The 26880-nt window shown below is 62.5% G+C and carries 26 protein-coding genes and 2 tRNA genes; 10 read left to right on the plus strand and 18 right to left on the minus strand.

Features of this window, described 5'->3' with window-relative positions:
• Window positions 1-8: 8 nt before the first annotated feature.
• Window positions 9-1889 carry a caspase family protein gene (locus IB277_RS01995; protein WP_162731934.1) on the minus strand — a complete coding sequence of 627 codons (1881 nt, stop codon included), beginning with the start codon at window positions 1887-1889 and terminating at the stop codon, window positions 9-11.
• A gap of 317 nt (window positions 1890-2206) precedes the next feature.
• On the opposite strand from IB277_RS01995, the gene ppdK reads away from it, so the two are divergent.
• Complete coding sequence (gene ppdK / locus IB277_RS02000) at window positions 2207-4873, plus strand: pyruvate, phosphate dikinase (protein ID WP_034801313.1); 2667 nt, start codon at window positions 2207-2209, stop codon at window positions 4871-4873.
• 49 nt (window positions 4874-4922) lie between these two features.
• Here ppdK and IB277_RS02005 read toward each other — a convergent pair whose 3' ends face one another.
• A complete protein-coding gene (locus IB277_RS02005; RefSeq protein ID WP_034801317.1) occupies window positions 4923-5195 on the minus strand; it encodes a hypothetical protein in 273 nt (90 codons plus the stop codon).
• Between the two features lie 349 nt (window positions 5196-5544).
• Window positions 5545-6123, minus strand: coding sequence for a hypothetical protein (locus IB277_RS02010; RefSeq protein WP_246812692.1), 579 nt, complete (start codon window positions 6121-6123; stop codon window positions 5545-5547).
• 72 nt (window positions 6124-6195) lie between these two features.
• Between IB277_RS02010 and IB277_RS02015 the strand changes: the two genes are divergently transcribed.
• The gene (locus IB277_RS02015; protein ID WP_090294749.1) at window positions 6196-7104 is read left to right on the plus strand and encodes a DUF1499 domain-containing protein; all 909 of its coding nucleotides are present in this window, start codon (window positions 6196-6198) and stop codon (window positions 7102-7104) included.
• A 25-nt stretch (window positions 7105-7129) separates the two neighbouring features.
• Here the strand turns inward: IB277_RS02015 and IB277_RS02020 are convergent, their stop codons facing one another.
• The 4 genes from IB277_RS02020 to IB277_RS02035 are packed head-to-tail and all read right to left on the minus strand — an operon-like array spanning window position 7130 to window position 9430.
• Window positions 7130-7726 (minus strand): DUF4166 domain-containing protein, encoded by a 597-nt coding sequence (locus IB277_RS02020; RefSeq protein WP_162731933.1) that lies wholly within the window; start codon window positions 7724-7726, stop codon window positions 7130-7132.
• Between the two features lie 11 nt (window positions 7727-7737).
• Complete coding sequence (locus IB277_RS02025) at window positions 7738-8190, minus strand: thiol-disulfide oxidoreductase DCC family protein (protein ID WP_089045184.1); 453 nt, start codon at window positions 8188-8190, stop codon at window positions 7738-7740.
• A 2-nt stretch (window positions 8191-8192) separates the two neighbouring features.
• Window positions 8193-9116, minus strand: a complete 924-nt coding sequence (locus tag IB277_RS02030; RefSeq protein ID WP_090294746.1) for an MBL fold metallo-hydrolase — start codon at window positions 9114-9116, stop codon at window positions 8193-8195.
• Between the two features lie 17 nt (window positions 9117-9133).
• Window positions 9134-9430, minus strand: coding sequence for a cupin domain-containing protein (locus IB277_RS02035; protein ID WP_089045186.1), 297 nt, complete (start codon window positions 9428-9430; stop codon window positions 9134-9136).
• A gap of 203 nt (window positions 9431-9633) precedes the next feature.
• Here IB277_RS02035 and IB277_RS02040 point away from each other — a divergent pair.
• Together IB277_RS02040 and IB277_RS02045 are read left to right on the plus strand one after the other, a co-directional pair.
• Window positions 9634-9708: transfer RNA gene (locus tag IB277_RS02040), tRNA-Gln, on the plus strand.
• A gap of 123 nt (window positions 9709-9831) precedes the next feature.
• On the plus strand, window positions 9832-10014 hold the full coding sequence (locus IB277_RS02045; RefSeq protein ID WP_034801332.1) for a YegP family protein: 183 nt from the start codon (window positions 9832-9834) through the stop codon (window positions 10012-10014).
• A 63-nt stretch (window positions 10015-10077) separates the two neighbouring features.
• Here IB277_RS02045 and IB277_RS02050 read toward each other — a convergent pair whose 3' ends face one another.
• Complete coding sequence (locus IB277_RS02050; RefSeq protein WP_034801335.1) at window positions 10078-10515, minus strand: hypothetical protein; 438 nt, start codon at window positions 10513-10515, stop codon at window positions 10078-10080.
• Between the two features lie 318 nt (window positions 10516-10833).
• Here IB277_RS02050 and IB277_RS02055 point away from each other — a divergent pair.
• A tRNA-Pro gene (locus tag IB277_RS02055) sits at window positions 10834-10910 on the plus strand.
• Between the two features lie 210 nt (window positions 10911-11120).
• On the opposite strand, the gene IB277_RS02060 is transcribed toward IB277_RS02055, so the two are convergent.
• On the minus strand, window positions 11121-12053 hold the full coding sequence (locus IB277_RS02060; protein ID WP_034789183.1) for a ribose-phosphate pyrophosphokinase: 933 nt from the start codon (window positions 12051-12053) through the stop codon (window positions 11121-11123).
• A 289-nt stretch (window positions 12054-12342) separates the two neighbouring features.
• Here IB277_RS02060 and IB277_RS02065 point away from each other — a divergent pair, with 289 nt between their 5' ends.
• Window positions 12343-12756 carry a hypothetical protein gene (locus IB277_RS02065; RefSeq protein ID WP_034789415.1) on the plus strand — a complete coding sequence of 138 codons (414 nt, stop codon included), beginning with the start codon at window positions 12343-12345 and terminating at the stop codon, window positions 12754-12756.
• 356 nt (window positions 12757-13112) lie between these two features.
• Entirely contained in the window at window positions 13113-13949 is an 837-nt protein-coding gene (locus IB277_RS02070) for a glycosyltransferase family 8 protein (RefSeq protein WP_090294741.1), read from the plus strand.
• A 68-nt stretch (window positions 13950-14017) separates the two neighbouring features.
• On the opposite strand, the gene IB277_RS02075 is transcribed toward IB277_RS02070, so the two are convergent.
• Entirely contained in the window at window positions 14018-14197 is a 180-nt protein-coding gene (locus IB277_RS02075) for a hypothetical protein (RefSeq protein WP_034789185.1), read from the minus strand.
• A gap of 490 nt (window positions 14198-14687) precedes the next feature.
• On the opposite strand from IB277_RS02075, the gene IB277_RS02080 reads away from it, so the two are divergent.
• The gene (locus IB277_RS02080) at window positions 14688-14831 is read left to right on the plus strand and encodes a hypothetical protein (RefSeq protein WP_090294740.1); all 144 of its coding nucleotides are present in this window, start codon (window positions 14688-14690) and stop codon (window positions 14829-14831) included.
• Between the two features lie 130 nt (window positions 14832-14961).
• Here the strand turns inward: IB277_RS02080 and cysN are convergent, their stop codons facing one another.
• The 4 genes from cysN to IB277_RS02100 all read right to left on the minus strand — a co-directional run bounded on the left by cysN (window position 14962) and on the right by IB277_RS02100 (window position 20367).
• Window positions 14962-16467, minus strand: a complete 1506-nt coding sequence (gene cysN, locus IB277_RS02085) for a sulfate adenylyltransferase subunit CysN (RefSeq protein ID WP_192370705.1) — start codon at window positions 16465-16467, stop codon at window positions 14962-14964.
• Window positions 16467-17420, minus strand: a complete 954-nt coding sequence (cysD, locus tag IB277_RS02090) for a sulfate adenylyltransferase subunit CysD (protein ID WP_060516276.1) — start codon at window positions 17418-17420, stop codon at window positions 16467-16469. Before cysD ends, cysN begins: the two co-directional genes overlap by 1 nt.
• Before the next feature lie 43 nt (window positions 17421-17463).
• Entirely contained in the window at window positions 17464-18222 is a 759-nt protein-coding gene (locus IB277_RS02095; protein WP_034789190.1) for a phosphoadenylyl-sulfate reductase, read from the minus strand.
• A 231-nt stretch (window positions 18223-18453) separates the two neighbouring features.
• Window positions 18454-20367 (minus strand): methyl-accepting chemotaxis protein, encoded by a 1914-nt coding sequence (locus IB277_RS02100; protein ID WP_192370706.1) that lies wholly within the window; start codon window positions 20365-20367, stop codon window positions 18454-18456.
• A gap of 382 nt (window positions 20368-20749) precedes the next feature.
• Between IB277_RS02100 and IB277_RS02105 the strand changes: the two genes are divergently transcribed.
• The gene (locus tag IB277_RS02105) at window positions 20750-21139 is read left to right on the plus strand and encodes a DUF6152 family protein (protein ID WP_034789195.1); all 390 of its coding nucleotides are present in this window, start codon (window positions 20750-20752) and stop codon (window positions 21137-21139) included.
• Window positions 21136-21615, plus strand: a complete 480-nt coding sequence (locus IB277_RS02110) for a DUF6644 family protein (RefSeq protein ID WP_090294736.1) — start codon at window positions 21136-21138, stop codon at window positions 21613-21615. Before IB277_RS02105 ends, IB277_RS02110 begins: the two co-directional genes overlap by 4 nt.
• 8 nt (window positions 21616-21623) lie before the next feature.
• Here IB277_RS02110 and IB277_RS02115 read toward each other — a convergent pair whose 3' ends face one another.
• The 4 genes from IB277_RS02115 to betB all read right to left on the minus strand — a co-directional run bounded on the left by IB277_RS02115 (window position 21624) and on the right by betB (window position 26880).
• Window positions 21624-22259, minus strand: a complete 636-nt coding sequence (locus IB277_RS02115; protein WP_060516274.1) for a flavodoxin family protein — start codon at window positions 22257-22259, stop codon at window positions 21624-21626.
• 165 nt (window positions 22260-22424) lie between these two features.
• Window positions 22425-23318 carry a sigma-70 family RNA polymerase sigma factor gene (locus tag IB277_RS02120; protein ID WP_060516273.1) on the minus strand — a complete coding sequence of 298 codons (894 nt, stop codon included), beginning with the start codon at window positions 23316-23318 and terminating at the stop codon, window positions 22425-22427.
• 219 nt (window positions 23319-23537) lie between these two features.
• Entirely contained in the window at window positions 23538-25187 is a 1650-nt protein-coding gene (gene betA, locus IB277_RS02125) for a choline dehydrogenase (RefSeq protein ID WP_110818481.1), read from the minus strand.
• A 229-nt stretch (window positions 25188-25416) separates the two neighbouring features.
• On the minus strand, window positions 25417-26880 hold the full coding sequence (betB, locus tag IB277_RS02130) for a betaine-aldehyde dehydrogenase (protein WP_034789204.1): 1464 nt from the start codon (window positions 26878-26880) through the stop codon (window positions 25417-25419).

A 26880-nucleotide genomic window follows, 5' to 3' on the forward strand; every position in this document is an offset into this window, starting at 1 on the left:
CCAAGCGGTCACTCGAATTCGAGGATCAGACCGCCCGTTCCATCGGTTGGCCCCATATCGTCCCAGCTATCGACGTAGACGGATTTCGTGTCGGCTCTGCCGTTGCGATGGGCGTAGTACATGCCGATATCGTCGCCCTTCTTGCCTTCGTTCGGCATGTCCTGGAACCATTTCGTGTAGGTCAGGGGCGCGCCGGTGTCCCAGCGCCAGCCGCCTCTGGGCTCCTTGCCCTGTGGGTCCTGCGTCAGGCCGATCCAGGGGCCCATCTTGTAGCTGACATTGCCTGAGGGGTCGTAGCCGGTGTTGAAAAAGGTCTGATCGGCGTTGAAAAGCGATGCGACGAAGGCGTTCTCCTCTTGAGACGAAATCGACGCGAGGTGCGCTCCGCAACCGCCGGCGATCCCCCGCGCATAAACGGCCAAAATTATTCCCGTCCGCACTGCGACATAGAGGTGCCCTTCGAACACGCCATATACGGTTTCGAAGTGGCGCAGGCAGGTCAGCGCCCGCAGGACGGTTTGATCGGTCTCTAGCCCCTCGAGGTTGGCAACATCATAGCGTCGGGCCTTGGGCGTGCTGTACAAGCCCTCGGCTCTGTCGTTGACTTTGATGCCGAGGGCCTCTGCCGTGCGCTCGGTGATGAAGCCGCTTGCGGGCTGTTGGTTGGTGCTCTGGAACTTCTTGATCGCTTCCCTGGTCTGTCCACCAAAAACACCATCGGCCGTGCCCGCTGCAAATCCGCGTGAGGCGAGTGCCACCTGGACGTTTCGTCGCTTGTCTTTGTCCGGCAATAGCCGCGCTTCGACGGACTGCGGCAGATGCGACTGGTTACGCACGGCGGCGGGCTCGATCTGGGCCAGTGCCTGTCGTCCGAGGTCGGCATATTCGCCGGTGCGGTGTTTTTCGACGAAGAAGTGCCAGATGCGCGCCGTTCCGATCTTCAGCGCCTTTTTGAAGTCCTTCTCTGCCTCAAGCGCTTCGGGATCCATGGCCGGCACAGTGAGTGCCGGCTGCACCGGCTGAACCGCCGCAGTCTGCGGCATGGCCGTCTGTACCGCCGGGGTTTGCACCGCCGGGGTCGTCTGGGGCGCTGCGGTTTCCGGCCCGAAGTAGAACTCTAGCGACAGGGATGACAGGATCTGCGGCTGCTGCTTGCCCTGCGTCTCCTTGCGCACGTCACGCACGACCCGCTTGAAGGCGGTGCCGACCTCGAGGCCGGCGCCCGAGAGATTGGCGATCAGCGCCCGCGTAAAGGGCGAATGCCCGTCGGTGCCGTCGGCCGCTACCTGCCCGGGCGCGGCGGCAAAGGCCACGAGCGTTCCGCCACCCTGCGTTTCGATCGGCGCCAGCCCGCGGGTCGCCGCACCGCGGGTCGCACCTTCGACTTCGCGTGTCAGCCGCTCGGCGAGCGGATTGTTGCGGCAGGCATCGAGGAAGACCATCGAGATGCGGGCACGTTTTTCCATCGCGCCGATGATCTCGGACAGTGCCACGGTCTCGGCCGGCACGTCGAACTCGCTTTCGAGCTTGGCATCGGTGCCAACAAGGAAATTCTCGCCGTGCAACTGCATGCCGTGGCCGGCGTAGTAAAACAGGGCGGTATCGTCGGGCCCGATCTTGCGCGAGAAGTTTGAAAGTGCGCCGGCAAGACCACGGCGATCGGCGTTGAGCACGAGGTTCGTTTCGAAGCCCTGGTCCTTGAGAAAGGTGTTGAAGGCTTCTGCATCGCGTGAAGCATTGGGCAGCGTTCCAGCGAGCACGTAGTTGCTCATGCCGACGACGAGCGCCAGCCGCTTGCCGTTTCCTTCGGCAAAGGCGTTTCCCATGGTGAAAAGGACCATGAGCGCCGCCGAAAGGAGCCAGGTTGTCAGATTTGCACGCCACCTCATGACCGACCCTCCGAGCCATCGAGACGGAAACGGATTGCCATGACGGGATATTCCTGGATGCACCCCCATCGCACATCTGTATATTAGATAATTGTTATGTTTCGGGCAATGTCGGATCGGGCCGCCTGGCGCAGCCTTTTCAGGAATTTCGGCTGCAATTTAAAGCCACCGACACGATTTGTGGGAGGTCAAGCGCGATGTGTAGCAATGTTACAGAAAATGATGCGCTGCAGCATAAATCTTCGCCGGGTGCATTTTCAGCCTGAAGCATATACTGTAAATCGTCACTAAAGACTGTTTCTGGGTGGAGAGCAGGCATGACGAAATGGGTTTACACCTTCGGTGGGGGCAAGGCCGAGGGACGTGCGGGTGATCGTGAGCGCTTGGGTGGCAAGGGCGCCAACCTTGCCGAGATGTGCAACCTTGGCCTGCCGGTTCCGCCGGGCCTGACGATCATCACCGATGCCTGCAACAGCTTCTTCGACAATGACAGGCAGATGCCGGATGGCCTGCGCGACCAGGTGCGCGAGGGGATCAGCCGGATGGAAGAGGTGACCGGCCGCGTCTTCGGCGACACCTCCCGTCCGCTGCTGCTTTCGGTTCGCTCAGGCGCGCGCGCGTCCATGCCCGGCATGATGGACACGGTTCTCAACCTCGGTCTCAACGATCAGTCGGTACATGCGCTTGGCCATGACGCCGGTGATGCCCGTTTTGCCTGGGACAGCTATCGTCGCTTCATCCAGATGTATGGCGACGTCGTCATGGGCGTCGACCACGACGTCTTCGAGGAAATCCTCGAGGACGAGAAGGCGCGCCTCGGCCATGAGCAGGATACCGAGCTTTCGGCGGTGGAGTGGCAGAGCGTCATTGCCCGTTACAAGGAAGCGATCGAGGAAGCGCTGGGCGAACCCTTTCCGCAGGATCCGGAAGTGCAGCTCTGGGGCGCGATCGGCGCCGTGTTTTCGAGCTGGATGAACCCGCGGGCGATCACCTATCGCCACCTGCACGCCATCCCCGCCGCCTGGGGCACCGCCGTCAACGTCCAGGCAATGGTCTTCGGCAATCTCGGCAATTCGTCGGCGACTGGCGTTGCCTTCACCCGCAACCCCTCGACCGGCGAGAACGAGCTTTACGGCGAGTTTCTGGTCAATGCACAGGGCGAGGACGTCGTTGCCGGCATCCGCACGCCGCAGAACATTACCGAAGCGGCGCGCCTTGGCTCCGGCTCCGACAAGCCCTCGCTCGAAAAGCTGATGCCGGAAGCCTTCGCCGAGTTTCGCTCGATCTGCGATACGCTCGAACGCCACTATCGCGATATGCAGGATCTGGAATTCACCATCGAGCGCGGCACGCTCTGGATGCTGCAGACGCGCTCCGGCAAGCGCACCGCCAAGGCGGCGCTGAAGGTCGCGGTCGATATGGCGGAGGAGGGGCTGATCTCCGAACAGGAGGCCGTTGCCCGCATCGATCCCGCCTCGCTCGACCAGCTGCTGCACCCGACGATCGATCCGCATGCGCGCCGCGACATCATCGGCTCGGGCCTTCCGGCCTCGCCGGGGGCTGCGACGGGCGAGATCGTCTTTACCTCGGAGGAAGCGGTGCAGGCCGACAAGGAAGGCCGCAAGGTCATCCTCGTCCGCGTCGAGACCAGCCCTGAAGATATCCACGGCATGCATGCCGCCGAAGGCATTCTGACGACCCGCGGCGGCATGACCAGCCACGCCGCCGTGGTTGCCCGCGGCATGGGTACCCCTTGCGTTTCCGGCGCCGGCAGCATTCGTGTCGACCTTCGCAACGAAACGCTGACCGCCGGAGGCGTGACGCTCAGGAAGGGTGACGTCATCACCATCGACGGCTCGTCCGGCCAGGTGCTGAAGGGCGCGATCGCCATGCTGCAACCGGAACTTTCCGGGGACTTCGGCAAGATCATGGCCTGGGCGGACGCCACCCGCCGGATGACCGTCAGGACCAATGCCGAAACGCCGGCGGACGCGCGCGCCGCTCGCTCCTTCGGCGCCGAAGGCATCGGACTCTGCCGCACGGAACATATGTTCTTCGAGGACGACCGCATCAATGTCATGCGCGAAATGATCCTCGCCGACGACGAAGAAGGTCGCCGTTCAGCGCTCGCCAAGCTTCTGCCGATGCAGCGCTCGGATTTCGCCGAGCTGTTCTCGATCATGCACGGCCTTCCGGTAACGATCCGCCTGCTCGACCCGCCTCTGCACGAGTTCCTGCCGAAGACCGACGAGGAGATCGCCGACGTTGCCGGCGCGCTCTCGCTCGATCCGTCGGAACTGCGCCAGCGCGTCGATGAACTGCACGAATTCAATCCGATGCTCGGCCACCGTGGTTGCCGGCTGGCCATCTCCTATCCGGAGATCGCCGAGATGCAGGCGCGTGCCATCTTCGAAGCCGCCGTTGAAGCGGCGCACGAGACCGGAGCGGCCGTCGTTCCCGAAATCATGGTGCCGCTTGTCGGCCTCAAGGCAGAGCTCGATTACGTCAAGGCGCGCATCGATGCGGTCGCCAAGGAGGTGATCGGTGAGGCGGGTATCGACATCGACTATCTCGTCGGTACCATGATCGAATTGCCGCGTGCAGCCCTGCGCGCCGGCGTCATCGCCGAAGCGGCCGACTTCTTCTCCTTCGGCACTAACGACCTGACGCAGACGACCTTCGGCATCTCGCGCGACGACGCCTCGCAGTTCCTGGCGACCTACCAGCAGAAGGGCATCATCGAGCAGGACCCCTTTGTCTCGCTCGATTTCGACGGCGTCGGCGAACTGATCCAGATCGCAGCCGAGCGTGGTCGTCGCACCAAGAACGGTCTGAAACTCGGTATCTGCGGCGAACACGGCGGGGATCCGGCCTCGATCCGCTTCTGCGAGGACGCCGGCCTCGACTACGTCTCCTGTTCACCCTTCCGCGTGCCGATCGCCCGGCTCGCCGCGGCCCAGGCCGCGATCAACGGCAAGGGGTAACGTCTATCGCCAGCGCCGCCCAAGCGGCGTTGGCTCGGCATGATCCGCTTTACCTGGCCTGGACGATCACCGGTCGTGAGACGATGACCGGCCGGTCCCAGCCCCACATCATCATGTCGTTCTGGTAGCGGAATGCGCGCGATTCGGCGCGGCGGTCGAGCTCGATCCGCTGCAGGCAGGTGGCAAACGCATCGGTGCCGCGGCGGAAGCCGTAGGACGCGCAGGTGTTGCCGTCGGCGATGCGCCGTTCCTCCGGCGTCATCGTCTGGCATGCCGTCAAGAGAAGCGCGGCTGCGATAAGGATGGACAGTCGTTTCATCATGGTTCTCGCGCCTCCTGGGCGCAACCGGATCGTGTGAGGCCGTACCGGTCTGCGTCTCGCCGTGAGCAATCGAGCGGCACACCACTCAACGCCTCGAATCACAATCAATATAGGGACTTGTATCGAGAATCGAAACGAACGTTGCCAATTCGGTGTCGTGTCGCGGTTGTAGGCGAGGGCACCTCACACCCGTCGTTGACGGGTGTGTGTGTGAGCCTGTTCCGGAGGGGGGCGGGGTGTGATCCCTGCGCGATTGTCCGATTGCGCGTAATCCGCTGCCAAAACGCATTCACCGTCGCTGGCGGCCTCGCCCAGGGGTATGGTTAGAGTTGTCCCTGTGAGAGGCCCGCTACATGCGTTCCAGCACGCCGACAAAGGATTCGGCGAAGCGCTCGAGGTCGCGCGTGGTGTCGCTGGGATGTTCGATACGGACGGCTCGGCCTTGTTCGTCGAGGCAGGCAAACAGGATCGAAGCGTCGCCTCCGGCATCAGGCAGACGGAGCACGGCAATGCTGCGGCAGTCTTCGATCAGATCAGAAGCGGGCAGGGCAAACAGAAACTCACCGCCGACGTTGTCAGCAACCGCGCGGACGAAGCTGGTGAAATCGGCATTGTTGCCGGAGAAACCATCGAGGGAGAGTTCGAGCTCAAGGAGCCCCATGGGGATGCCGCCGTCTCCGGCCGGAAGGGCAGAGGGGGTGGCGATGGCCACGGCTGCTTGCGATGCGCCCATGTCGGTTCTCCGTCGATTGCCGAGCGCCCTCGTTTGATGTTGCGCGCTGGCCGTTGCCTCCGATTGAAACTCCGCGTGCCCTTTAAATCCCGGGCGCGCGGGCACATTCCCATGTGTTGATAGGTGGTTAACGAGAATGGCGATTTTGCGGCGAACTGTAAGGTAGGCCCGGAGCGCGGTGGCGGACTGCCGCATTGCCTGTTCCCTCGGCTCGGGGCATGGTCTAAGAATGCGGTCTGTTTCGCGGCAGGGAATTGATTCAACTATATGATGGTCCGGTACGAGCGCCCCTATTCCTTTGCAGCCCACTGGGCGCGCCGCTTCGCCCGTGTCTCGTTCCTGCTCTTTGCGCTCTCGCTGCTGGCGCACCGCTTCGGTCCGCTGACGACACCGCATTTCCTCGCCCTTGTCGGCCTCGCCGGCGTCTTTGCGCTGATGGGCGTGCTGTTTGCCGTCGTCGGGTTGGCGCGCTTGTGGCAGGTTGCGGCGATTGGTGGCCTGGCGTCTGCTGCGGCGCTTGTCTACGCCGCGCCGACGCTCGGCTTTATCGGCTATGGCGTCGTCCAATATCTGACCCGCCCGGAAATCTACGACGTCAGCACGGATACGGTGACGCCGCCGCCGTGGCTCAAGGTGCCGCAGGCGGAAGAGAGCTGGCTGAAGCGCAAGGCGGCGGTAACGCCTCAGGACCGTGAAGCGCAGATCCTCGCCTATCCGGCTCTGACCGGCCGGCGCTACGATGGCGCACTCGACCGCGTCTATCAGGGGGTGCGCAACGTCATCGAACAGAGCCGCGTCGGCATCACCGAAGAACTTGGTGTCGAGAACGCCCGCGCCGATCTGGAGGATCTGGCAGTACGGCCGAATGCGGGCGCGGATACGAACGCCGAACCGGAAAATGTACCCGTTCCGGCGGCGCGCCCGGAGATGGCTCTCGAAGGCGCGATTGCAGGGCGCCGCGCCAGCGATGTCGTGCTGCAGGGCGAGTGGCGCACGCTGATCGCGGGTTTTCGTTTCGATGTATTGATCCGGCTGCGCGAAGAGGCGGAGACCACCTTCGTCGACCTGCGCGTCGCCTCGCGTTACGGGCCTCATGATCTCGGCATGGGCGCCGCCTTCGCCGATCAATTCCTGCGGGCGCTCGATGCCGAGCTGTTGGGCATTGCCGGCGACTGATCGGCGGAGTGCCCGCCAGAAAACGTCATTCGTCTACGAGGGCTTTGCGACCACCCAAGTCGGCTGTCGGCTCGCCCGCTGGCCGTAGCCAGCCGCGATAACGCACGATCAGGCCGGTCAACGGGCTTGCGACCTCCACGTGGAAATGAAACAGGCCGTCACGATCCTCCTCGAACGTCCGGCCACCCGGCGCAAGCAGTAAAGGAAGCGGAAGGCCGAGAAAGGACCAGGCGCGAACCGAGAGATGCAGGCGGTTTTCGGCGGGCTCAAGCGCGCACAGGACACGGAACGGTCCGAAATCTTCCGCGAGCAGTGGTTCGTTCCGCCTCTCGGCCTTCCGTTGCGAGCTGCGCAGGACTTTCCCACCGAAGCGTCGGGTCCAGACTTCCCGACCACTGCTGCATGCGAAGTGGATTTCAACAGGGACGTCAGCGCCTGCACCGGGAAAGCCGAGCATGGAGGCGACGAGCCGAGCCCCTATCGAGCTGCCGCGCTCGATGACCGCACGTCCGCGAAAGGTGGCATGCCCCTCTGACAGGTGGTGCAGGGCGCGGATCGACGCGGGCAGGTGGTTCCATTGCCGGCCGAGGATCTGGCGGTAAAGGCTCTGTTTTTGGACCATGTCTTCCATCGTCATGCGATGAAGCGCCCACGCTCCTCAGGCGTCGGCACCATGCAGCTCTGGCGGCGGCCGGCGATGCGGTAGCGGTTTCTCGCCACGAGATCATAGAGCGGATCGCGAAGGACAGCGGGCAGGATCCGGCAGATGTTGGCGAGCGACCACGGCAGACCCAGCCGCGCAAGCGTGCGGATCGATCCGTCGGATTTGACGCGGGCGATGCCGTCCTCGATCAGCATGTTGCTCTCGAAATGGACGGTATCGAGCCCGTAGTGCCGGTAGAGCGCTTGGCCTAGCGGCGACTGTGCTGTCAAATAGCGATATTGCGCCCGTCGGTCGTGGCGAAGCAGAAAGCGCACCCAGCCGGAACAAAAGATGCATTCGCCGTCGAAGACGATCACCGGCTTGTCGTCGGCAAAGGTGGGCACGGAAGCATCATTGCGATAGCTGTAGGCCTCGCGCCGCATGATCAGCCCGCTCCGCCGGGCGCCAGCCGGTAGGCGCCGAGAAGCGAGGGCGGGCCATCGGTTTCGATCCGTCCCTGTTCGATCAGGTCTTCGAGATGGGCGAGCACCGAAAGTGCCGCCGCCCCATGCAGCCGCACGTCGGTGGACGCATAGATGACCTTGACCATGTCAGGGATATGGCTGTCGCCGGCGCGGATGCGTTCGAGCACGGCACGCTCGCGCATCTTGCGGTGGGCGCGCAGGCCGCGAAGGAAGGAGGCAGGCGCGATCACAGGTCCGCCATGGCCGGGCAGGTAGAGATGCTCGTCGCGGGAAAGCAGCTTTTCGAGCGAGGCCATGTAATCGGCCATGGCGCCATCGGGCGGCGCGACGATCGTCGTCGCCCAGGCCATGACGTGGTCGGCGGAAAAGAGAATGCCGGTGCCATCGAGCGCGAAGGCCATATGGTTGGCCGTATGGCCGGGCGTGGCAAGCCCCGTCAGGCTCCAGCCGTCGCCCTCGATGCGCCCGCCGTCGGCAAGCCCGAGATCGGGGACGAACTCCATGTCGGAACTCTCGGCGAAAGGATTGCTCTCGCCCGCATGCAAGGGACGGGCGGAGCGATGCGGGCCTTCGCCGACGACCACCGCACCTGTGGCAGCCTTCAGCCGGCGCGCCAGCGGCGAGTGGTCGCGATGCGTGTGGCTGACGGCGATATGGGTGACCTCGCGGCCGGCGAGCGCCGCCATCAGCGCCTGGAAATGCGCCTCGTCATCGGGACCGGGATCGATGACGGCAACGGAACGTCTTCCGACGATATAGCAGTTGGTTCCGTGAAAGGTGAAAGGGCCGGGATTGTTGACCGTGATGCGCTGCACATCGTCCGCAACCGTCACGGCCTCGCCATGGGCCGGCTTGAAATCGAGATCGAAGTCCGGGCCCTGCATGCGTCTCTTCCTGGATTTCACTTGTATTCGATCTCGATGAACGACATCGGCTCGTTGCCGGCATTGACGACGTTGTGAGCCATGCCCGCCTCACGGCGGTAGGCGGCACCCTTGGCGATATCGACCCGCCGGCTGCCCGCCTCTTCCTCGAGCAGGAACTGGCAGTCGGTCATCGGCACCACCACATAGCCGAGCCCGTGCACATGGTGACCGGTGTCGGCGCCGGGCTCGAAATCCCAACGGGTGATCCTGACGACCGTGTCGTCGACGAGTACGGTTGGAACGGCAGGGGGGCGGGCGCGAAACTGGCTCATGAAATTCTCCATCTGCCGGGACAATAGGAGGTGCGGTCAGCGAAGGGAAGGGTACATCCGGTACCCACGGCGCGCGCCCTTCGGCGTCGTCGCCAACAAATCCGCCGAAAATTCAACTTAGTGCCAACTTAGTGATTGTGACGGGCGGCGAGCTTTGATAATCAGGCGCTCGATTTGGCGGACGTATTGTCCCGTCAATCCGTTGGGGCGTCGCCAAGCGGTAAGGCACCGGTTTTTGGTACCGGCATTCCCAGGTTCGAATCCTGGCGCCCCAGCCACATTTTTCCAGGCAGTTGATCCATTGGGCGGGCGATCGCGCGCCGGATTTGCATGCACTCTTGTCAAGTCATCTTGCAACTGACACGCTAGTTTCGTTGATTCCAACATGTGTGAGGGAGAAGATGGCTCACAAATTCGAAATCTACAAAGACAAGGCTGGCGAGTTCCGTGTTCGCTTCAAGTACAACAGCGAAGTGATGTTCTCGACCGAGGGCTACAAGACCAAGGCCAGCGCGCAGAACGCCATCGACTCGATCAAGAAGAACGGTCCCGACGCGCCCGTCGAGGACAACAGCGCCGGCTGAGTTCGACGCAATCCCCTAGAAAAAACCCGCCGATTTTCACCGGCGGGTTTTTTGTTTGTTGGTTTAGCCTGCAGTTGCCGCCGGCTTGGTCTGGGCCGGGGCGCCGAGGAACTCTTCGCACCAGCTCGGGCCTTCGGCACGCTTGCGGTCGCCGGCAATGTGGATCGAGCGGATGACGTAGTCGGACGAGACGGTCAGTTGCACCGCGCAGCTCAGATACTCGGTGCGCGCCGAGGAAATGCGCTTGCCGCGCTTGCCGTCCTTGGTGGTTTCGTACTGCGCCGGGATCTTGCGGGTCTTGTAGCCGCCCTTCCAGCTATAGACCGTGGAGCTGCCGCTTTCGACGTCGGAGATCGGCGGACCGTACTGGGCGAAGAAGCCGCCGGCCGGCTGGCCGAGCCAACGGGCTTCGACTGCGTTCCTGGAAATCCCCGTCCCGGTCGTCGTGCAGCCGGCGAGCACGAGCGCGAGGCCCGCCACCGTCATCATGCGGAAGTTCATGTTTCTGCCCCTTTGGCTCTCGTTCTGAAATCGGCATGGCACGGAAGCCCGTATCCCCTGGCTTTCCGCGCTTTCCGTTGAGCCTCTAGCGCCAAAAGAGACGAAAGGAAATGCACGCAGCGGTTCCGGTTCCAGGAAATTATGAAGCGTTGCAGAAAGTCCCTATCACGCGCATCTCCGGGGCGCCGTTGGTGCTGACCAGGGCCATTTTGCGCCTACGTTTTCCACCGTCACGATTTTTTTGGAAAAGGCGCAATGTTTTTCGAGATAGGCGCTTGTGAAATCAAAATGCCTGTTCTATAGAGGCGCCGCTGGTCACGGAGTGTAGCGCAGTCTGGTAGCGCACCACGTTCGGGACGTGGGGGTCGCAAGTTCGAATCTTGCCACTCCGACCAGCCAAATCAACCGCTTAGCCGATCTTTCCCGAAATATGCGCCAAAGCGCGGATCGACTGCGGACTGCTTCAATCATCACTTCTATAATGCATTTGTATCTTGCGCCGCGTGACGCTGTGGTCTTTTCGGATGAGCGGGCGGATTACGTTCTTTTCTCACCGGCAAACGCCGCCTGGCTCAATCGAAACGGCTTTGCACTGTTCGCGTGGTTCAGTCGAAAAGGCTTGAAACGCTTTGCTCTCGCGCGGTTCGGGCAAGGGCTTCTCCGAGCAGCGGCGCGACGGTGACGCGGCGGATGTTGGCGGTCTGGCGTTGCGCTTCGGTGTCTTGAATGGAATCGGTCAGCACCAGTTCCCTGAGGTTGCTGGCGCCAATACGCTCGCAAGCCCCCTCGGAAAGCACGCCGTGGGTGATGTATGCCGAGACCTCTCTGGCGCCCGCTTCCAGCAAGGCGTCAGCCGCATTGATCAAGGTCCCGCCGCTATCGATGATGTCGTCGATCAAGAGGCAGGTCTTCCCGAAGACGTCACCAATGATGTTCATGACCTCCGACACGCCGGCGCGGGGGCGCCTCTTGTCGACGATCGCAAGATCGGTGCCAATGCGCTTGGCGATGCCGCGAGCCCGCGCCACGCCGCCGACGTCAGGCGAAACGATCATGAGATTCCCGACGTCGTAGCGCTCTTTGATGTCGCGGGTCGTCACCGGCGCCGAATAAAGGTTGTCGGTCGGGATATCGAAAAAGCCCTGAATCTGGTCTGTATGCAGATCGAGCGTCATAACGCGATTAACACCCGCGCCGGCGATCATGTTGGCGACCAGCTTCGCCGAAATCGGTGTGCGGCCGGTGGCGCGGCGGTCCTGACGGGCATAGCCGAAATAGGGGATGACGGCGGTGATCCGGCGCGCAGACGAACGGCGCAGCGCATCGGTCAGGATCAACAGTTCCATGAGGTTGCCGTCGGCAGGAGCACTGGTCGACTGGAGGATATAGACATCCTCGCCGCGCACGTTCTCGTGAAGTTGAACGTTGACTTCCTGGTCGGCGAAGCGCCCGACCGTACAGTCCGTGAGGGGAAGATTGAGATATCTGGCAATGGCTTCGGCAAGGGCGCGGTTGGAGTTACCGGTCACCAGCTTCATGAGCGCAATCCTGTTACAGGGAGCCTTTAAGGCAGCTTTAGAGCCTCGCTGGTGGATTCACAACCAGTGCTGCACACTTTTGTGACGCAACCGGTTTGGGGTTGTTTGAGATGGCTATTCGCGACGCTGCACTCCGGTGCCTTAATGTCTGCGCAAATGCCGTTCGTCGCCGCTTAAAAGCCGTTGGTCGAATAGAGGTGTATTCGCAACGGGGTTGCTCTGTCGGCATGCGGGCGAAGCCTCTAGGTTCCCGCCATTCAATCACGGACGACGGGGAACGGGAATGTCGATCAAGCATCTATCCATTGCGACGGTTCTGCTGGTGGCCGGCCATTCGGTGGCGGCGGCGCAGAGCTGCGAGAAGAATTTCAAGGCGAGCGGCGTTCCGCTGGTGACGCCTGTTTTCTATAAGACCTGGCAGGAGTTCCCGAAGCTGAAGCCCGAGACCGCTCTGCAGCGGATGGCGCGGGGCGTCGCGGCGGAAGGCTTTTCCGGGATCGAGATCAACAAGGCACTCGGAACCATCGAAGCTTACCAGGATACGGCAGGCTCCGGGCGGCTGCAGACATTGCGAGTCGTCGCCCGCAAGCGCGGTTCAGGCACGCGGGTTGATGCGATGTTTGATATTCAGGTGGGGCAGGTGGCCACCAAGCAGGTGGTGCAGGAAGGCCTTTGCAACATCATCCGGTCCGCGACCGAATAGGTGCCGCGCGCAGGTCTTTTACACGATCTGCGCGAGATTCTGCGGACAAACAACTATTATCTGCTCTGCCCACTTGACGCGGAAGCATGGTGTGCGAAGTCATTCGCCATGAAGAGAAGCACACCAGTGCATCCGCGTGTTTTCGGGTAAGAGATGACCTATTAATTTCATTGATACTTCCGTCGCATATTGCGCGACACCATGAGCGTGGCCCTCGCTTGGCGAGGGTCACGCCATTTCAAATGAAAGCAATCAAAGCGTCTACCGGTATGTCCGGTCGAGCGAGATCTTGCTTTTGGCCTGGACACTGCATGCGGCCCTGTGGCTGCGCGTTGCATTGCTGAAATTGACTTTAAATGATTGTTGCATGCTCGATCGACAGGCGCTTCGCGGAACTCGCGGGTGTCATGCTTTACTCGTTCGAAAAGAACGGTGGCATTCCAGATGCGCAGGTCTTTATCCTAGGTGACGGGCTGCGGGCGTCCGACAAGGAGATGCTGCAAGCCTGTGCCAAACGGAAGCTGTGCTTCATCGATGTCGAAGGCGACATTCTCTCAAAAATCTCAGGCCTGAAGACGACGAGCTACTGGAGCCGCGCTACCTACGCTCGACTGTATCTGCCGGAATTGCTAGCCGACCGGCACGACCGTCTGCTCTACCTGGACGCTGACACGCTGATCAAAAAGAGCCTGGCACCACTGGCCGATCTGTCGTTTGAGGGCAGGGCCGTTGCAGCCGTTCCCTATGATGACCCGACGCGTTTCAATCCGTCGCTCGGCCGAGAGGCGAACACACCCTACTTCAACGCGGGAGTCCTGCTGGTCGATATCGATGCCTGGAACGCGCAGGACTACACGGCTCGCATTGCCAGGCTGCTTCAGGCGCGTTCGTTCGATTTCTTGGATCAGGACGTACTGAACCTTACGACCGAAGGGAATTTCGTTCATCTCCCCGGCCACTGGAATGCGCAGAAGGGGTGGGAAGACTATTCTCAAGCTTCCATCGTGCACTTCACTCACGCCAAGCCGAACACGAAAGAATGCGAGCACCCGGAGAAGGCGACGTTTCTGGAGTACCGGAAACAAACGCCCTGGCGTTCGGCGCGACTAATCACAAATCGCGACCGGCGCATTCGCACGCTGCTGCTATCGATCAGAAAGAAGTGGCAGTGGCTCTCGGCGTTTGCTCGGTAGCTGCGCTTGACTTGTGTAGGGGCGGTGCGGTGCGGGCCGCATAGCACCGCCGCCCGCCATGCGCTCGGTCAGCCCCGCTTTTCCAGGCCGTTCAGCACGGATTGCGCGGCGGCCTGTGCCTCCAGCATCGACGTGAAGTTGCCTTGGGCGGGGTAGGTGACGCCGCGGAACTTGATGACGAAGCACCATTTGCCGTTGATGCGTTTCTCGACCTTTACGGTGGTTTCCGGTTGCTTGTCGGTGCTCACCCTGTCGTCTCCCTGATTCGGCATTCTTGCGCCAAGGCCGCCCAGATACGCCGAGGAGAGCGGTTCTGTCCACCGCAGGGTGCGCGACCGTCGATGCAAATGTTCCGGGCGAGGGGGTGAAGGCGAACGTCGCGTCCGGTTTCATTAGTCCATAGTCAGGCGGACTGTCCCACGGCGTTCGGAAACGGTGAAACAGCCCTATCGATCCTCATGATCGACGCGCCAAGTTACGAATGCGGCGTTGGATTGATAGTCGTGATCGCGCGAGGCTTGCGTCATGGTGAAGCGATTACCAGCGTTGTTTCATTTTGAAACAGCGCCTCTCCGGCTTGATAACGCCGCAACGGAACCTTGACCTCGGCGATCGCGGCGCCGACGCAGGCCGTTTATTGTTCACATGGAAACGACGTGTTCGCAGATTGGTGTCTTATCAGCGTGAACAATCGGGGCGATATTTCCATCAACACTTGTTTTTGCCCGAGAGGCTCAGATGTTGAAGGAACCAATTTTTAACTTTCGCGAGATCGCCATTTGGTCCGCTATTCTTGGCAGCGTCGTCGGCTACCAGCTTTGGCAGCACGCCGATCCTGCGCCGCTGACGATCACTCTTCCTGCGATCGAGCAGCAGCTTTGATGGATGCCTGCGGAGTTGCGCCTCCGGCAAGCTGTCGAAATGCGTCCACGGCGATCACCACTGGTTCTCAGCCGTCCATGCAAAATAAAAAGGGGCCGCTCCGGCCCCTTTTTGCTGCGTGCGATGTCGCTCACCCGTCGATGTCGTCGATGATCTCCACGGCCCTGCCGGCGGAGACGCGGCGGACTTCGGCTTCCTCGCGGCGACCGGCGAAAAGTTCGGTCGCCATCAGCTGGTCGGCAAGGTCGGCCGGCAGCGAGAGGATGACGCGGGCGTCTTCCGTGTGGATGCCGCCGAGCGCCGAGCGCTTGGCGGTGATCATGCCGCCCGCCACCGTGTTGTTGGTGTCCGGATCGATCAGGATGAACGCGCCGGTGGTGCGGTTCTGCTCGTAGGTGTCGAAGATCGCCTGCTCGTCGAAGGCAAGATGCACCTTGCCGATGGCGTTCATCGGCAGCTGATCGGCCTGGTTCCACTTACCGGTCTGGAGGTCAAGCTGGCTTGCCGGCTGCACCTGGACGCGCTGGCGTCGGCTGCCACTCTTCAGCCAGTAGCGCTTGCCGGGCTGGATGCCTTCGGCTTGCAGCGCGACGAGCTGGGCGTCGAAGGAAAGACCGGTCAGCGGCTGGCTGTCGATCGCGACGATCATGTCGCCGCGCGAGACGTCCACCTGGCGGTCGAGCACGAGCGTGATCGCGTCGCCGGCGACCGCTGCGTTGCGCACGAGATCGAAGGTGACGATCTTGGTGACGTTGGCAACCATGCCCGAGGGCAGGATGACAACACTGTCGCCGGGTTTCACCGAGCCGCCGGCAACCGTGCCCTGATAGCCGCGGAAGCTTTCGCCGGGCCGCGAGACGCGCTGCACCGGCAGGCGGAAACCAACGGTCTGGGCCGAACGGGTGGTTGCCAGCTCCAGTACCTCGATCAGCGTCGGGCCGTCATACCAGGGCATCGAGGCGCGGCCGTCGTAGACGACGTTCTCGCCCTTTAGCGCCGAGACCGGGATGGCGATGACCTGGCGCACGCCAAGCGACAGCGCCAGCTCGCGGAACTCGTGGCTGATCTCTTCGAAACGGGCGCGGTTGTAGTCGGTGAGGTCGATCTTGTTGACCGCCAGCACGAACTGCTTGATGCCCATCAGCGTCGCGATCGTCGCATGCCGGCGGGTCTGTTCGAGCAGTCCGACGCGGGCGTCGACGAGCAGCACGGCGAGATCGGCGGTCGAGGCGCCGGTCGCCATGTTGCGGGTATATTGCTCATGACCGGGCGTGTCGGCGACGATGAACGAGCGCTTGTCGGTCGAGAAGTAGCGATAAGCGACATCAATGGTGATGCCCTGTTCGCGCTCGGCCTGCAGCCCGTCGAGCAGCAGCGCGAAATCGGGAAGGCCAAGATCGTTCTGCTTGCCTTTGGAATCGCGCTGAAGCGTCGCTGCCTGGTCTTCCTTGACCGCCTTGGTGTCCCAGAGCAGGCGGCCGATCAGTGTCGACTTGCCGTCGTCGACCGAGCCGCAGGTGATGAGCCGAAGGGGACGGCTGTCACGGGTGGCGCGCGCCGGCTCCTGCGCCGGGAAAGCGAGAACTTCGCCAGCTGCAACGTGCTCGACGGCATTCGCGGTTGCGGTTGCGGTCATCAGAAATATCCTTCGCGCTTCTTCTTTTCCATCGAGCCGGATTGGTCACGGTCGATGGCGCGGCCCTGGCGTTCGGAAACGGTCGCGGTTTCGAGTTCGGAGATGATGTCGTCGAGCGTCGTCGCGGTCGAACGGATGGCGCCGGTCAGCGGGAAGCAGCCGAGCGTGCGGAAGCGGATGACTTCTTCGCGCTTGGTCTCGCCAGGCAAAAGTTCGAGGCGCGGGTCTTCGGCGAGGATCATCATGCCGTCGCGTTCGACGATCGGGCGCTTTTCAGCAAAGTAGAGCGGTACGATCGGAATGTCTTCGGCCTGGATGTAGCGCCAGATATCGACCTCGGTCCAGTTGGACAGCGGGAAGGCGCGCACGCTCTCGCCCTTGCGGATCATGCCGTTGTAGACGTTCCAGAGTTCCGGACGCTGGTTGCGCGGGTCCCAGCGGTGGTCGGGCGTGCGGAAGGAGTAGATGCGCTCCTTGGCGCGGCTCGCCTCTTCGTCGCGACGCGCGCCGCCGAAGGCAGCATCGAACTGGCCGGCGTCGAGCGCCTGGCGCAGTGCCTCGGTCTTCATGATGTCCGTATAGAGCGCCGAACCGTGGGTGAACGGCGTGACGTTCTCGGCGGCACCGCGCGGATTGACGTGCTCGATCAGGTCAAGGTCGTAGCGCTCGACGATCTCGTTGCGGAACGCGATCATCTCGGCGAATTTCCAGCCGGTGTTGACGTGCAGCAGCGGGAAGGGAACGCGGCCGGGATAGAAGGCCTTGCGTGCCAGATGCAAGAGAACCGAGGAATCCTTGCCGATCGAATAAAGCATGACCGGGCGCTCGAACTCGGCGGCCACTTCGCGGAAGATGTGGATCGCTTCGTTTTCCAGCGCCTTCAGATGCGGATCGAGCGGCGGCTTGGCACTCTGCGGATTATGCAGTTCCGTTTCCGGATGGATGTGGGGCATTTCAGTCTCCGGGAGGATTTGTCTTCGGATGAGCGCGCCAGCCTCAGGCGGCGCTGCTCGAATTGGGGATGATGGAGCTTGCGGCGGCCTCGGGAACATGCAGACCACATTCGCGCTTCTCGTCGTTCTCCCACCACCAGCGGCCGGCGCGTTCGGGCTCGCCGGGCTTGATGGCGCGGGTGCAGGGCTCGCAGCCGATCGAGGGATAGCCGCGGGCGTGCAGCGGGTTGACCGGAACGGCGTGCGTGGCGACGTAGCTGTTGATGGTCTCGATGTCCCAGTCGGCCAGCGGATTGATCTTGATCAGGCCGCGTTCGGCATCTGCCTCGGCAAAGGGCGTGGAGGCACGGTTGCCCGACTGGCCGCGGCGCAGCCCGGTAACCCAGAAGCTTGCTCCTTCGAGTGCGCGCGCAAGCGGCTTCAGCTTGCGCACGTCGCAACAGGCATGTCGCGCTTCGACGCTTTCATAGAAACCGTTGAGACCGTAGCGCGCCGCATAGGCGTCGATGTCGGCCTTTTCCGGATGGTAGCGCTTGATCAGGATGTCGTAGGCTTCTTCCGTCTTGTCGATCAGCGCCGCGGTCTCATCGAAGAGACGACCGGTCTGAAGCGTGACGACATCGACGGCAAGCTTGTTCTTGCCGATCGCGGCGGTAATCACCTGATCCTCGATGCCGAGCGAGGTCGTGAAGACTGCCCGCCCTTCAAGGCTTGCAACGAGCGCCAGCCGCCCGGCGAGATCCAGGCTTTCGAGCCTCTCGTTCAGTGCCTTGGCGGTGGTTTCGAGGGATGACGTGGTCATGGCTGCGTCCTGTTCCAACTTGGGCGGAATATCGCAGCCGAACAGGACAATGGACAGAAATAGCGGTTTCTAATGCTGTTTGTTTGGAGCAAATCTGCCTCTCAGATCGAAAAGCAGCGAAAAACCGAATATAGGCTAGTAATTTACTAGATTTAATACTGTATGTGGCAAAAGCTAGAGACGCGAACCCTGCGGCTCGCGTCTCCTTGTTTTGCGGCCGAAGCCTGATCGTCAGAACTCCGCCCAGCCGTCCTCCTGTGGTCGCGCGCCGCCGCGATAGGCGCCGGCGAGCTTGCGGGTCAACGCACGTGCGGGCGAGGGGGCTGCACTTTCCGTGGCACCACTTGCCACGAGGCGTGGTCCTGCCGAAGAGCCGATGCCGGTCCTGAAGCGCATCAGGAGGTCGTTGAGCGCGCCGGCCTCGCGGGCAAGGCTGTGGCTGGCGGCGGTCGATTGCTCCACCATCGCCGCATTCTGCTGCGTGCCCTGGTCGATGGCATTCACCGCCGTATTGATCTGCTGGATGCCGGCTGCCTGTTCGCGGGCGCTTTCGACGATCGCCGTCACGTGGTTGCTGATCTCCTTGACCTCGGCGATGATGCTTTCGAGTGCCGCGCCGGTCTCTCGCACCAGGGTGACGCCGGATTTGACCTGCTGGCCGGATGTGGCGATCAGCACCTTGATCTCCTTGGCAGCCTGAGCCGAGCGCTGGGCAAGCTCGCGCACTTCCTGGGCGACGACGGCAAAACCCTTGCCCGCCTCACCGGCGCGAGCCGCCTCGACGCCGGCGTTGAGCGCCAGGAGGTTCGTCTGGAAGGCGATGTCGTCGATCACGCCGATGATGCTGGAGATCTCCCGCGACGAGGCTTCGATGCCGCTCATGGCGGTGACGGCATTGCCGACGATTTCGCCGGATTTCTCCGCAGCACCACGGGTGCGGATGACAAGCGTGCCCGCCTCTTCCGCGCGCCGGCTGGCATCGGCGACGGTGGTGGCGATCTGGTCGAGCGCGGCTGCGGTTTCCTCGACCGAGGCGGCCTGTTGTTCCGTGCGCTTGGAGAGGTCGCCGGCGGCGGAGCGGATTTCGCTGGCGCCGGCATTGATGCTGCGGGCATTCTCCCCGACCGAGCGCAGTGCCTCTTCGAGGTTGGTGACCGAGCTATTGAAGTTGGTTCGCAGCGCGTCGAGCCGTTCTGCAAGCGGCGTGTCGATGCGGAAGGTCAGATCACCTTCGGCAAGGCGATCGAGACCAAAGCCGAGCGCGCTGACTGCCGCCCGGACCTCGGCCGCCTCTTTCGCCTTCTGTGCCTCGCGCTGTTCACGCTCGCGTTCCGACAGCGAACGACCGGCTTCGGCCTCTTGCTCCAGCCGCTCGCGTTCCAGCGCATTGTCTCGGAAGACGGCGACAGCGCCGGCCATCTGGCCGATTTCGTCGCGGCGACCTTCGCCGAAGATCAGTGCCTTGAGATTGCCGGCGGCAAGCTGGCGCATGGCTTCGCGCAGGCTCGTCAGCGGGCGCAGCAGGCCGGCAATGACGAACCAGACGGTCGCGCCAAGCATGAGCAGGGCGAAGCCTGCAATCACGCTTTGCCAGAGTGTCAGGTTGTCCTTCTCGGCATTCGCCGCTTCGAGCTCGCCGTTAGCCTCGGAAAGCTGCAGCTTGATCAAGTCGCTGATTGGCGCGGCGAGGGGATCGACTGATGAGTAGAGCTTGGTATCGACAAAGCGTTCGAGTTCGGCCTTGTCCTGACGTTGCATGATCTGCACGAGATCGCGGATCGACGCATCACTTGCGATGCGCGCCCTGTCGAAAATCTCGGTCAGCGTCTTTTCCTCCGGCGTGAGCCGTGTGGCTTCGTAGGTGCGCCAGCGCGTATCGATGGTCGCAAGCGCCGTGTCGATCGCTTTTGCGCCGGCCGCCCAGTCCAGGGCGCCGCTGCGGACCTTATGGGTCGTGTCGACGATTTCGACCGCATACATGTCGGACACCGTCTTCAAGTGGTCGACCGGCAGCAACCGGTCGGCGATAATCGATTCGGTGCGTTTGGAGATGGAAGTCAGCGCACTGAAGGCCGTAACGATCATGACCAGCATGGCGACGGCGAGCAGGGACAGACAGACGAGCAGGCGTGCTTTGATTGTCATGAATAACGCTCCGCGGTTGCCCGCAAGGCAAATCATCCTCGGCCGATGGCCGCGGGCACGGCCGCAAAGGCATCGGTAAGTGAGCTCGCCTTGGCAGGGGAGTGATGTCGATGATGGGATGGAGCACGCGATATTACGCGGCGAAACTGCCGTCATGGCATGTTCGCCCAGCGTTCACTCCGTCTCATATAGACATAACAACCGGAGATTAAGAATGGCTAAATTTTAAGCTGTTGATTAAAGTTCGCGCAACCCAAGATTATCGCAACCATAGGCGGTGGCTGTCTGCGATGCTCAAGAAGTGTTGAAGACCGCGTCCTTTCGCAAACCGCTCTTCGGGTTCAAGCTGCCACCTCTCCGAAACAGGCGAAGGAGCAGGGACATGTTGAATGCCATTTCACGCCGTGGCGTTGTCGCAATCATCCTGACGGGGCTTCTGGTTACCGGCGCCTATGCCCATCACGGATGGTCCTGGGCCGAGGCCGACCAGATCGAGCTCAAGGGCACCATCCGCGAGATCTCGATGGCGCCGCCGCATCCGACCTTACAGGTGGAGTCGTCCACGGATGGCATGTGGCACGTCGAACTCGGCAATCCCCGCCAGACGGAGCGCTCAGGCTTTGTCGAGGGATCGGCCAAGGCCGGTGACGAGATCATCGTTCTCGGCAACCGTTCGCTCGACCCGAACGAAAAGCGCATGAAGGCGGTGCGCATCACGGTCGCCGGCAAGACCTATGACATCTATCCGGAACGCATCCGGGCCGGTGGATGAGCGGCGCGGAACTCGTCGAGTGGATCGCCGGCTGGCCGGTGGGCGCGGCGCTCAGACGCTCGGCGATCCTCTATCTTGTGGTCAACGCGGCTCATATTCTCGCGATCGGCCTGCTCATCGGCGCGATCGTACCGCTTGATCTGAGGCTGCTCGGGCTTGTCGGTGATGCGCCCGTCGCGGTGCTTGGACCCTTTCTGGCGCAAGCGGCTGCGATCGGCCTGGCGATCGCGATCGTCACCGGCTTTTGCCTCTTCAGCGTCAGGCCTTCGGCCTATCTCGCCAATCCGGCGTTTCTGACCAAGCTCGCGCTGCTGGCAATCGGAACGCTCAATGCACTGTCGGTCCGCGCGGGTACGGCCTGGTCGGTCGCGCGCGCAGGGGGAGCGGTTGCGTTGCGCCTGCGTGCGCAGGCGCTTGCCTCCTTGGTCACATGGCTGGGTGCTCTGCTCGCCGGCCGCTGGATCGGCTTTCTCTGACGCTGATCCTATCGCTCGCCTGCCGTTCTCCACGCAGGAAGGGCAGGCTCCTGTTCGACCGTTCTTCCTCGCACGAACTGCAGCGTTGTCTCGGCCACGCGTTGGCCGAGATGACTTGCCGTCTCAAGATCGGATGGTGGCGGCGCCAGATCGGCGCCCTGGTCGACATAGGACTGGGCGCCGGCGCCCAGCCAGAAGCCAAGCCGGTTGAGATCGTCAGGTGATCCTTTGGTCGAGTGGTTGGCCGGTGGTAGGTCGAGGTTGATCCAGTGCATGCCATGCTGGGCAGCAAAGAGAGCAAGTTGCATCAGCGTCGCGAGTTTATCGCCCGAGGCGGTTCCCGAGTTGGTGAAACCGGCAGCAAACTTGTTTTTCCAAAGGTAGCCCTTGGCCATCACGGCACTGGAACTCGCTTCCTGAAATGACTTGAACGCGGCTGACTGGCCTCCGACATAGGTCGGCGTGCCGAAAATGATCGCCTCGGCCGAGCGGAGATCGTTCCAGCGTGCCGGTGCATCCTCAACCGCTAGGAGCAGACCTTGTGCGCCGTCGACGCGCTCGATACCGGCTTTAACAGCCCTGGCCTGGCGTGCCGTGTGCCCGTATCCGCTGTGGTAGATGACGGCAATGCATATGTTGCTCATGGTTTGGTCTCCTATGGTTTGGTGTTGGGCCTGCCGAGCGAGTAGAGGCACGCGCCTTCGGCGCGTGGCAGGTTAAGTTTGTTTGGAGCAGGGGCGATCAGCAGAGCTGTCGGCTCTGGTGCCTGTGCGCGGGGGCGCGATCGTTAGGGCGCGGTCACCCGTCGCTCAATGAACGGCCGGAGCATCGAGATATGTCAGCGCTTCTGGGAGGTGTTTTAGCTTGTCCGGATTGCGCGTGACATAGATGACGGTGATTCTATCCCGCTCGATCTCGATCGCGGTGGTCTGCAGGACCCCGTCTTCGATGGTGATAAAACCAGGCAGCCCATTGATGAATTCGTAACGCACGAGCCGCGACATCGCCCGGGCAAAGATCAGCCTCAGCGAGGCGTGCAGCATTATCACCTCGTCTATTCCGACGATCGGCCGTCTTGGCGCCACTGTCTTGCCGCCGCCGTCGGCATAGACGATCGCGCCGGTCGCAAGCAGCGAACGAAGCTTGTGCAAATCGCCGCCACGGGAAGCGGCAAAGAAGGCGGCGGCGATTTCCATGCCCTGTTCCCGTGGCATCGCAAATCGGCGGCGGGTCTCGCGGACATTGACACGGGCACGGCTGGCCAGTTGACGGCAGGTTGCTGCCTTGCGGCCGAGCGTCTCGCCGATTTCATCGAAGCTGACACCGAAGACGTCGTGCAGCAGGAAGGCCGCTCGTTCCAGCGGCGACAGGCGTTCCAGTGCCATCATCAGAGGCAGGGTAATGTCGTCTAGTTCGTCGCACTGCTCGACGACCGGTTCCGGCAGCCATGGCCCGAGGTAGGTTTCGCGCCGCCGCCGTGCCGACTTCAACTGGTTGAGGCAAAGGCGTGTCACGATCCGGCCCAGAAACGCCGATGGTTCTTTGACGGCCGCACGGTCGGCGTTCAGCCAGCGCAGGAATGCTTCCTGTACGACATCTTCGGCTTCGCTGACGGAGCCCAGCATGCGATAGGCGATGCGGATCAGTCGCGGGCGTACCGCGCCGAAGGTCGTTCTGACGTCTTCGTCGGTCATCCCGGCCATCACGCGCCCCGCTGCGATATGGCGCGGCCGGCCCCGAAATGGCTAGCGCGCACACGGGGCCATGATGGCATCACCGCTGCGGCGTTCCCATGCGGATCGGGCTTCGCTGTCATCTTCGTCTCCTTCATCTCAAGCACTCGAGAAGACAAGACAAGATAACACCGGCGAATGTGACATGCGGCTGTCGGTCGCCGGCAAAAAAGTTCGCCTTGCGGCGAACTATCTGTCGCTGACCTGCCAGCGCGGGTTGATCCACGGTTCCTGGTTCGATCTGGCGAGGGGCTGCTTGCCGAGAATGTGGTCGGCCGCCTTCTCGCCGGTCATGATCGACGGGCTGTTCAAGTTGCCGTAGGTCACGTGCGGGAAGATCGAGCTGTCGGCCACACGAAGGCCTTCGACACCGATGACGCGGGTCTCCGGATCGACCACCGCCATCGGGTCGTCCTTGGCACCCATCCGGCAGGTGCCGCAGGGGTGGTAGGCGCTTTCCAGATGCTCGCGCAGGAACGCGTCGATCTGTTCGTCCGACTGGACTTTCTCGCCCGGCTGGATCTCCGGACCGCGATAGTGGTCGAAGGCTTTCTGGCCGAAGATCTCGCGGGTGAGGCGCACGCAGTGGCGGAACTTCTCCCAGTCCTCCGGGTGGCTCATATAGTTGAAGCGGATGACGGGGTCGGCCATCGGATCGGAGGAGCGCAGCGTGACGTTGCCGCGCGACTTCGAGAGGTTGTAGCCGACATGCACCTGGAAGCCGTGGGTGTTGGCGGCCGCCTTGCCGTCGTAGCTGATCGCCACCGGCAGGAAGTGGTACTGGATATCTGGCTGCTTGACGCCGGAGGCCGAGCGCAGGAAGGCGCAGGCCTCGAACTGGTTGGAAATGCCGAGGCCCTTCTTGAAGAACAGCCACTGCGCGCCGGCAACGCCTTGCCAGAACCAGGGCAGCCAGGAATAGAGCGACACGGGCTTGGTCGAAATCTGCTGGAAATAGAACTCCATATGGTCCTGAAGGTTTGCGCCCACGCCTGGTCGGTCAACCTTCACCTCGATGCCCATGTCCTTCAGGTGCTCGGCCGGGCCGATGCCCGAGAGCATCAAGAGCTTCGGCGAATTGAACGAGGAGGCCGAGACGACGACCTCACGGTTGGCCTTGACGACCTCGATCTTGCCGCCGCGCTCGATCTCGACCCCACTCGCCCGGCCGTTCTCGATGATGATCCGACGGGCGAAGCAACGCACGAGCGACACGTTCTGCCGCTTCATCGCCGGCTTCAGATAGGCGTTTGCCGCCGACCAGCGCCGGCCCTGCCAGACGGTCTGCTCCATCAGCCCGAAGCCTTCCTGCTTCGAGCCGTTATAGTCATCGGTGAGTTCGAAGCCGGCTTGCTGGCCGGCCTCGATAAAGGCATGGAACAGCGGATTGTGGACCGGGCCGCGTTTAACGTGCAGCGGTCCGTCGGTTCCGCGCCAGCCGGCTTCGCCGCCGTGGCTGTTTTCCATGCGCTTGAAATAGGGCAGCACATCCGCATAGGCCCAGCCGCGCGCGCCGAGTTCTTCCCAGCGGTTGAAGTCTTCCGCATGGCCGCGCACATAGACGAGGCCGTTGATCGAGGAGGAGCCGCCGATCACCTTGCCGCGTGGCGCGGTGATGCGGCGGTTGTTGAGGTTCGGCTCAGGCTCAGACAGATAGCCCCAGTTGTAGCGCTTCATGCTCATCGGCCAGGCAAGCGCTGCCGGCATCTGGATGAACGGCCCCGCATCCGTGCCGCCATATTCCAGCACCAGGACGGTATTCTTGCCGTCTTCTGAGAGGCGATAGGCGAGCGCCGAGCCGGCGGAGCCGGAGCCGATGATGATGTAATCTGCCTGCATAAGCGTCGTCTTTCTCTAGCGTCTCTAGAACCGGCTGGTCTTGCGCTGCTCTCTCGGCCCCTCATTCCCGTGCCTGTCACAGGAAGTCAGCCAAGCGACGTCTGTCGCTTGAAGACTCTTGTGCGTCACCGATGTGGCGCTGCTGGATCCCCGGAGCTCGCTACGCTCGCCCGAGGATGAGGGAGGTAAAACAGCCGCCTCTCAAGGGGGGCGGCCGCAGCCCCAATACTCAATACGGCGCCTGCACCGGTCCCATGCCGACATAGACGGTCTTCAGCTCGCTATAATGGTTGAGCGCCGCGACCGAATTCTCGCGGCCGAAGCCGGATTGCTTGGAGCCGCCGAAGGGGATTTCCACCGGGCAGAGATTGTAGGTGTTGATCCACAGCGTACCGGCCTCCAGCTGGTCGACGACGCGGTGGGCGCGGGTAATGTCGGCGGTGAAGACGCCGGCCGAAAGGCCGAATTCGGTGGCATTGGCGCGGGCGATCACCTCGGCCTCGTCGTCGAAGTCGAGCACGCACATGACAGGCCCGAAGATTTCCTCGCGCGCGATCGTCATCCCGTCGGTGACGTCGGCAAAGACCGTCGGCTGGATATAGGTGCCTTCGGCATTGACCGCATTCGGAATGCCGCCACCGGTCACCAGTCGCGCACCTTCGGCCTTGCCCTTCTCGATATAGGAGAAGACCTTGTCGCGCTGCGGCGCCGAGACCATCGGCCCGAGCTGCGTTGCCTCGTCCATCGGGTCGCCGATGACGATCGCCTCGGTGCGGGCTTTGAGCCGCGTCAGGAACTGTTCCTTGATGCCCTTGTGCACGAAGACGCGGGTGCCGTTCGAGCAGACCTGCCCGGTCGAATAGAAATTGCCGAGCATGGCGCCGCCGATGGCGCTTTCGAGGTCGGCATCGTCAAAGACGATCAGCGGCGACTTCCCGCCGAGTTCCATGGTGACGTGCTTGAGTTCGGCCGCTGCTGCACCCGCCACCTTCTTGCCGGTCGGGACCGAGCCTGTCAGCGACACCTTGGCGACGTCAGGATGGTTGACGAGCAGGGGCCCGGTGGTGCGATCGCCCTGGATGACATTGTAGAGGCCCTTCGGCAGACCGGCTTCGACGAGAATTTCGGCGATCTTCAGGGCGCCGAGCGGCGTGTTTTCCGAGGGCTTGAAGACCATGGCGTTGCCGGCGGCGAGCGCCGGCGCGCCCTTCCAGCAGGCGATCTGCTGCGGATAGTTCCAGGCGCCGATCCCGACGCAGACGCCAAGCGGCACGCGCTTGGTATAGGCAAAGTCGCCGCCAAGCGGGATGTAGTCGCCATTGAGGGCGGTGGCGATGACGCCGCCGAAGAACTCGAAACTGTCGGCGCCGGAGGTCGGATCCGCGACGATCGTCTCCTGGATCGGCTTGCCGGTGTCGAGCGTTTCGAGCTCGGAGAGCTCGCGGTTGCGCTCGCGCATGATCTCGGCGGCGCGCTTAAGGACCCGGCCGCGCGCCGTCGGGCTCATAGCCGCCCATTCCGGCTGGGCGCGCTTGGCAGCGGCAATCGCCTTTTCGACGATCGCCGGCGTTGCCGCATGCAGCCGGGCGATCACTTCGCCGGTCGCCGGGTAGATGCTCTCGATGACAGTGCCTTCGATGTCCTCGACATATTCGCCGTCGATGAAGTGCGAGGCTTGCGGTTGGGCTTTCAT

It is taken from the genome of Ensifer sp. ENS07 (assembly GCF_014852185.1).
Taxonomy (GTDB): domain Bacteria; phylum Pseudomonadota; class Alphaproteobacteria; order Rhizobiales; family Rhizobiaceae; genus Ensifer; species Ensifer adhaerens.